General features: G+C 65.8%; 5 protein-coding genes. 1 reads left to right on the top strand and 4 read right to left on the bottom strand.

The window, feature by feature from the left end; translation table 11 throughout:
- Positions 1 to 1515, top strand: a 1515-nt coding sequence (locus VEI45_RS17485) for an NAD(P)/FAD-dependent oxidoreductase (RefSeq protein WP_324855438.1), incomplete at its 5' end; no start/stop codon positions are given.
- Between the two features lie 19 nt (positions 1516 to 1534).
- Here VEI45_RS17485 and VEI45_RS17490 read toward each other — a convergent pair.
- From VEI45_RS17490 to VEI45_RS17505, 4 genes are all read right to left on the bottom strand, one after another.
- A complete protein-coding gene (locus VEI45_RS17490; RefSeq protein ID WP_324855440.1) occupies positions 1535 to 3451 on the bottom strand; it encodes an alpha/beta hydrolase family protein in 1917 nt (638 codons plus the stop codon).
- A 4-nt stretch (positions 3452 to 3455) separates the two neighbouring features.
- Positions 3456 to 5237, bottom strand: a complete 1782-nt coding sequence (locus VEI45_RS17495; protein WP_324855442.1) for an N-acetylglutaminylglutamine amidotransferase — start codon at positions 5235 to 5237, stop codon at positions 3456 to 3458.
- A 57-nt stretch (positions 5238 to 5294) separates the two neighbouring features.
- On the bottom strand, positions 5295 to 7163 hold the full coding sequence (glmS, locus tag VEI45_RS17500) for a glutamine--fructose-6-phosphate transaminase (isomerizing) (protein ID WP_324855444.1): 1869 nt from the start codon (positions 7161 to 7163) through the stop codon (positions 5295 to 5297).
- A gap of 171 nt (positions 7164 to 7334) precedes the next feature.
- On the bottom strand, positions 7335 to 7681 hold a 347-nt coding region (locus tag VEI45_RS17505; protein ID WP_414687516.1), incomplete at its 5' end, for a hypothetical protein.

Genomic DNA, 7681 nt, shown 5'->3' on the forward strand with positions numbered 1-7681 from the left:
TTCCCCGTTGTCGTTATCGGATGCGGCGAGTCAGGAATTCTGGCCGGGATTCGCTTGAAGCAGGCCAACATTCCGTTCACCATCGTCGAGAAGAACAGCGGCCCTGGTGGAACCTGGTGGGAGAATAGCTATCCGGGCGCGCGGGTCGATGTGGCTAACCATTTCTATTGCTACAGCTTTGAGCCCAGTAACGCGTGGACGCACTTTTTCGCCGAACAGCCGGAGCTGCAGAACTACTTCACCACGGTGATGGACAAGCACGGTCTCGGCGACCACGTGCGCTGGCAGACCGAGGTGATCGCCGCCGAATGGGACGACGAGGACGGCATCTGGACGGTCACGGTGCGTGAGCCCGACGAGGGCCTCACCACGATGCAAGCACGCGCCGTCATCACCGCGGTCGGCCAATTAAACCGGCCCCATATACCGGAATTCGAGGGCGCCGCGAGCTTTCGCGGGCCGGCGTTTCACTCGGCGGAATGGGACCACTCGGTCGATTTGACCGGTAAGCGTGTCGCGCTGATCGGCGCCGGCGCCAGCGGCTTTCAGATCGCGCCTGCCATTGCCGACGACGTCGAGCACCTCACCGTATTTCAGCGCACCGCCCAGTGGATGTTTCCCAACGCGATGTACCACGATTCGGTCGGCGACGGCGTGCGCTGGGCGATGGATCACCTGCCGTATTACGGACGCTGGTACCGGTTCCTGGTGCTCTGGCCCGGCTCCGACAAGGGGCTCGATGCGGCGCGGGTGGACCCGGCCTACCCCGACCAGGACTACGCGGTCAGCGAGATGAACGCCGCCGCCCGCATGATGTTCACCGACTGGATCACCAATCAGGTTGACGGAGAACAGGATCTGCTGGCCAAGGTGCTGCCGGACTATCCGGCCACCGGTAAAAGGACGCTGCAGGACAACGGCACCTGGCTGCGCACGCTGCGCCGCGAGGATGTCGACCTGGTGCGCATCCTCATCGAGCGGATCACGCCCGATGGCGTCGTCACCGCCGACGGTGCTGTCTACGACGTCGATGTGATCATCTATGCCACCGGGTTTCGGCACACCGACGTGCTGTGGCCGATGACCATCACCGGCCGGGACGGTGTCGACTTGCACCGCGTATGGGGCCGGCGACCATACGCCTATCTAGGGATCACCGTTCCGGGGTTCCCCAACTTCTTCCTCGTCTACGGACCCGGCGCCCACCTCGCCCACGGCGGCAGCCTGATCTTCAACTCCGAACTGCAGATGCGCTACATCAACAGCTGCCTGGCGCGACTCGTCTCAGCGAACATCCACTCGATCGAGCCGACCGCCGAAGCGGCGGCTGCTTGGCACCAACGCACCCAAGCCGAAATCAAGCAGATGGTGTGGTCGCACCCGGCGGTCAAGCACTCCTATTTCAAAAACGCCGACGGCGAAATCCACACGGTGAGCCCTTGGCGGCTCAACGAATACTGGGCGGCGACCCGCGAACCCGACTGGTCGCAGTTCGTCGTGACCACTCGACGGTGACCGGCGATTGCGAAGGCGACTATGACACCTCGACAAGCGGCTCGGTGGCACCGAACGCCCTGCTGAGCCATTCCCGCATCGCGGCTGCCAGCGTCGCCCGATTCTCGCGCTTGGCGATCTCGTGCCCGTCGTCGTCGAAGAGCAGGTAGAGCACGTCGCGACCGGCCTCGCGCAGCGCGTCGACGATCTGCTCCGATTCGCTGACCGGCACGTTGGTGTCGTTGGCCCCATGCACCACCAGCAGCGGTGCGGTCAGCGCGTCGACACGTCGCAGCGGCGAAAGACGCTCCAGTAGTTCGCGATCGCTGACCGGATGGCCATATTTCGTATAGGCCGCATCGGCAATCCACTGCTCGGTGTTGCGATAGAACGTGGTGAGGTCACTCATCCCGCAGATGGTGATCCCCGCTGCGAACAATGGCGGGTGGAAAGTCATTGCCGCCATGGTGAGATAGCCGCCGTACGACCAACCCGCGCAGGCGATGCGATGCGGTTCGGCCAATTCGTTGTCGATGAGGAAACTCACACAGTCCGCGACGTCGTCGATGGCCGCGAACCGCCGCTCCTTGTCGTCGGCGTGACCGAAGGTCCGGCCAAAACCGCCCGAGCCGCGAACATTCGGTGCCAGCACGGTGATTCCGTCGCTGACCAGCTCGGGAAATATCTCGCTGTAGTCGGGCCGGGACTGCCCTTCGGGCCCGCCGTGCAGGTAGATCACCGCGCCATTGGAAGCGGTGCCGGTGGGCCGATAAAGCCAGGCGTTCATTCTCAGCCCGTCACGCGCCGTGATCGTCTCCGGGCCGCCGGTGGCGGAAAAGCCGGGAACGATCGGACCGCGGCCGGGTTCGCGGTCGATCGTTTCCCATTCTCGCGAGCGCGGATCGACCAGCTCGACCGTTCGAGGCAACGACGGCCCCTCGACGGTCATCGCGACCATCGAGCCACCCGCGCTGATGGACAACTCGCTAGCGACCATGCCCGGCAATGGGATCGGCTCGTCCAGCGTGTAGTCGGTGTATTGGAGGATTTGTAACTCGCTGCGGCCCTGCATATTCCACAGCAATGCGACCGTTGACAGGTCGTCACTGACCGCGAACTCGTCGAGGTCGCAGTCCGGCCGTTCGGCCACCACGAAGTAGCCGACGCCGTCCTGGGTGGCGGTCACCTCCAGCAGCCGGGCATGCTCGCAACCATTCTCGCTGCGGATCAGCGCCCGCACGTATCCGCGGCCGAAGCGGTCACCCCGGGTCACCGGGCGGCTCCGGTTCGCCCGGTACGTCTTGGCCGGGCGGTACAGCTTGGTCCGCCCGCCAGCAGCCCCGTGCCGGAGACGGCGCGGATGGTGGTCGTCAAGGATCACCCCGTCGGCGGTCGTCGACCCCGGATCGGATGGCAGCAAAGCGATTTCGGTTTGGCCGTGCAGCATGATCAGTTCCTGGTAGCCGCGCGGCCCGACCCGGATCAGCGACGCCCCGGCCCACGCGTCCACCAGCCGGCCGCCGGATCGAGAGTCCAGCACCGCGCAACTCCCGTCGGCCGGATCGATCAGGCAGGACCGGCCTATCCCGTCCTCACCGGTTAGGATGGCCGCCACCCGGACGCCGTCCCACGCGATCAGCTCGGCGGTCCCGGCTTCCTCGCGATCGATGCGCCGGGCCATTCGATCGTCGGGATCGGTTGTGACGACCCAGATCTGCTTGCGGGTGCCCCCTTCGGGCGCCACCTCGCAGGCCAGCCACTGACCGTCGGCGGAATGAATGACGCGAGAGACCGGGCCCTCGACTGGCAGCTCGACATCGCGTGACGAGCTGGCGCGCCGGCCGCGCAGAAAGCGTTGCACCGCACGCGGATAGCCGCCGTCGTCGATCAGGTGGGCCAACGCGGTGGCGTCCGGGGACAGCGATGCGCCATAAAGTGCGCGCACCTGCTGTCCCATCGGATCATCCCTCCATACTCTGCAGCCACATCTCGAGCACCCCCAGTTGCCAGAGTGTATTGGCGTCCAGCCTGGTGCGTGTCTCGTTCGGCGCGGCCAGCAGCGTCTTGACGCTCTCGGCGCGATACAGCCCGCGACTGCGGGCAGCATCGTTGGTTACCGCGTCGCGCACCATGTCGAGCAGCTCGCCGTGCAGATGTCGGATGCTCGGCACCGGGAAGTGGCCTTTGGTCCGGTCGATCACTTCCGACGGTAACAGCGCTCGCGACGCATCCTTCAGCACCCCTTTGCCGTTCGAGGCCAGCTTCAGCTCCGGCGGGCAGGTGGCCGCCAGCTCGACGAAGTCGTGGTCGAGGAACGGCACCCGCGCTTCCAGGCCCCATGCCATCGTCATCGAGTCGACGCGTTTGACCGGGTCATCGACGAGCATGACCTCGGTGTCCAGGCGCAGCGCCGCGTCCACCGCCGAGTCGGCGCCCGGCGTCTCCTGGTGGGCGGTCGCGAACTCGCGGCTCACATCATCGTCAATCCCGTACTCGGGGGCGAAGATCGACAGCACATCGTCGTGGTCGCGGTCGAAGAACACCTTGGCGTAGGCCTCGGTGGTCTGTTCGCGGGCGATGGTGGCCAGCGGCGGGTACCAGAAGTAGCCCGCCAGAATCTCGTCGGCGCCCTGCCCGGACTGCACCACCTTCACCGATTTACTGACTTGTTCGGACAGTAGGTAGAAGGCCACGCAGTCATGGCTGACCATTGGTTCGTTCATCGCCGCAATGGTTTTCGGCACTGCGGGGACGAGCAGCGAGGAGTCGATGTGGATCTTGTGGTGGTCGGTGTCAAAGGTCTTGGCGACCAGGTCGGAATAGAAGTACTCGTCTCCGGATTCGCCCTCGGCAGGGTCGAACCCGATGCTGAACGTGGCCAGCCCATGCTGACCCTGCTCAGCCAACAGAGCCACCACTACCGAGGAGTCGATGCCACCGGACAACAACACGCCGACCGGCACGTCGGCGACCATCCGGCGTTTCACGCCGGCACGCAATGCGTCGATCAGAGCGGCCTGCCAGTCGCGGGCCGACCAGGATGCTTTGTCCGGATCGCGACGAAAGTCGGGGTCCCAGTAGACGGTGTCGGTGTGCGAACCATCGGGCTGGATCACCCGCACTGTCGCCGGCGGCAGCTTCTGCACGCCGCGGTAGACGGTGCGCGGCGCCGGCACGACGGAGTGGAATGTCATGTAGTGGTGCAGCGCCTGGCGATCCAGTTCGGTGTCCACACCGCCGGCCTTGAGGAGTGCGCGCACCGTCGATGCAAATCGCAGGCGCCCCGGTGAGGACGCCAGATACAGCGGTTTGATGCCCAACCGGTCCCGCGCCAGCGTCAGCACTCCGGTGTCACGGTCGGCGATGGCGAATGCGAACATCCCCTTGAAGCGCTCGACGCAACGCGTCCCCCATTTGTGGAATGCCTTGATCACGACCTCGCTGTCAGCCGTGGAGAAGAAGCGATAGCCCTCGGCCTGAAGCTCTTTGCGCAGTTCCTTGTAGTTGTAGATGCAGCCGTTGAACACCAGCGTCAGCCCGAGATCACTGTCGACCATCGGTTGGGCGCCGTGAGCGGAAAGGTCGATGATCGACAGCCGCCGGTGCCCGAACGCGACCGGCCCGTGCGCCACCACGCCGTCCGAGTCGGGTCCGCGCGACGTCATCGCGCCGGTCATCCGGACTACCGCGCCGACGTCGGCCGCTTGCCCGTCGAAGCGGATCTCACCGCAGATACCGCACATGTCTCCTGCTTCCGTCTATCTTTAACTGCCTCAGCGGAGGACGAGCGAGAACAGCCACTACTCGACGGTGACCGACTTAGCCAGGTTCCGCGGCTTGTCGACGTCGTACCCACGCGCCTGCGCCACCGAGGCAGCGAACACCTGCAGCGGAATGGTCGACAGAAGCGGCTGGAAAAGTGTTGACACCGAAGGGATTTCGATCAAGTGATCGGCGTAGGGCCTTACCGTGTCGTCGCCTTCCTCGGCGATGACGATGGTGATCGCGCCGCGGGTCTGGATCTCGCGGATGTTGGACAGCAGCTTGGCGTGCAGCATGGCCGAGCTTTTGGGGGATGGCATCACGACAATGACCGGCAGATCGTCTTCGATCAGCGCGATCGGGCCGTGCTTGAGTTCACCCGCGGCGAAGCCCTCAGCGTGCATGTAGGCCAGTTCCTTGAGTTTCAACGCGCCTTCCAGCGCCACCGGGTAGCCGACGTGGCGACCGAGGAACAGGATCGTCGACGCCTGGGCGAACCGGTAGGCCAGCGCGGCCACCGGCCTGATCTCAGCGATCACCCGGGCCACCAGATCCGGCATGGACTCCAGCTCGCGGTACTCGCGTTCAACCTCGTCGGGGTATTTGGTGCCGCGTGCCTGCGCCAGCGCCAGGCCGACGAGATAGTTGGCGGCGATCTGCGCCAAGAACGTCTTCGTCGACGCCACCCCGATCTCCGGTCCGGCGCGGGTGTAGAGCACCGCGTCGCATTCACGCGGAATCTGCGACCCGTTGGTGTTGCAGATCGCCAGCACCTTGGCCTTCTGCGCCTTGGCGTGCCGGACCGCCTCCAAGGTGTCGGCGGTCTCCCCTGACTGCGAGATCGCCACCACCAGCGTGCTGCGGTCCAGCACCGGGTCGCGGTAGCGGAACTCGCTGGCCAGCTCCACCTCGACGGGCAGCCGAGTCCAGTGCTCGATCGCATACTTGGCCAGCAGCCCGGAGTGATACGCCGTACCGCAGGCGACCACGAAAACCTTGTCGATCTCGCGCAGCTCCTGATCGGAGAGCCGCTGCTCATCGAGCACGATCCGGCCGTCGACGAAATGCCCGAGCAGCGTGTCGGCCACCGCGGTGGGCTGCTCGGCGATCTCCTTGAGCATGAAGTACTCGTAGCCGCCCTTTTCGGCGGCGGCCAGGTCCCAGTCGATGTGAAACTTCCGCGCATCGCCGGCAGCGTCGTTGCCGTGAAAGTCGGTGATCCGGTAGCCGTCGGCGGTGATCACCACGGCCTGGTCCTGGCCGAGTTCGACCGCGTCGCGGGTGTGCCCGATGAACGCGGCCACATCGGAGCCGACGAACATCTCGCCATCGCCGATGCCGACGACCAACGGTGTGGAGCGGCGCGCGGCGATAATGGTGCCCGGCTCGTCGGCATTGGCGAACACCAGAGTGAAGTGGCCCTCGAGACGTCGCAGCACGGCCAGCACCGAGCCGACAAAGTCGCCTGCGGTTTCCCCGCGGTGGTACGCCTGCCCCACCAGGTGAACAGCGACCTCGGTGTCGGTGTCGCTGGCGAACTCCACGCCGGCGGCCTCCAGCTCGCGGCGCAGCATCGCGAAGTTCTCGATGATGCCGTTGTGGACGACGGCGATCTTGCCCGCCGCATCACGGTGCGGGTGAGCGTTGCGATCGGTGGGACGTCCGTGGGTGGCCCAGCGAGTGTGACCAAGGCCGGTAGTACCGGCCAGTGCCGTCGGCTTGCTGTGCGCGAGCGCGCTCTCCAAGTTGGACAACCGTCCGGCCCGCCGACGTACCGTCAGCTTGCCCACCCCGTCGACCAGCGCAATGCCCGCAGAATCGTAGCCGCGGTATTCCATCCTGCGCAGCGCGTCGACGACGACGTCGCGGGCAGACTGATGCCCGACATAGCCGACGATTCCGCACATAGCCCATCAGGGTAGTGCAGCCGCCCTGGCTGGGACGGCTGCACGGGGCCCACCTAGGCTAGTGCAGCCGCCCCGGCTGGGACGGCTGCACTCGTCTGACCTGCGCTAGCGGCTCGCAGCCGGGTCACGCAGGGCTACTTTGTTCTCGGTTTTGGCGGCTCGAGAGCCGGCTCAGTAGCCGGGGGGACTCCAACCCGGGCCACCCGGACCACCCGGGCCCCAGCCCGGGCCTCCCGGGCCCCAGCCCGGGCCTCCCGGGCCTTCAGGACGCCATTCGCCGTAGCCGTGCCAGTGGCCCTGGTCGCGCGGCTCGCCGTCGTAGTAGCCGTCGTCGTGGCAGCGACCCCAGTCCCAGTTGTTGCCCCAGCCCGGGTCCCAGAACTGGCCGGGGCACCAGTGATAGTCGGGGAACGGCCCGGGATAGGCCTCAGCGACGCTCGCCGCACCCAGACCAGCAAGTCCCAGACCTGTGGTGAGAGCAGTCGCGGCTGCGATTCGTTTGATGTTTTTCACCTTGC

Origin of the sequence: Mycobacterium sp. (assembly GCF_035623875.1) — a bacterium.
Taxonomy (GTDB): domain Bacteria; phylum Actinomycetota; class Actinomycetes; order Mycobacteriales; family Mycobacteriaceae; genus Mycobacterium.

What these genes read in the sequence shown, in the direction of transcription:
- VEI45_RS17490 (WP_324855440.1), bottom strand. Translation starts at nt 3,451, where the DNA reads ATGGGACAGCAGGTGCGCGCACTTTATGGCGCATCGCTGTCCCCGGAC.
- VEI45_RS17495 (WP_324855442.1), bottom strand. Translation starts at nt 5,237, where the DNA reads ATGTGCGGTATCTGCGGTGAGATCCGCTTCGACGGGCAAGCGGCCGAC.
- glmS (WP_324855444.1), bottom strand. Translation starts at nt 7,163, where the DNA reads ATGTGCGGAATCGTCGGCTATGTCGGGCATCAGTCTGCCCGCGACGTC.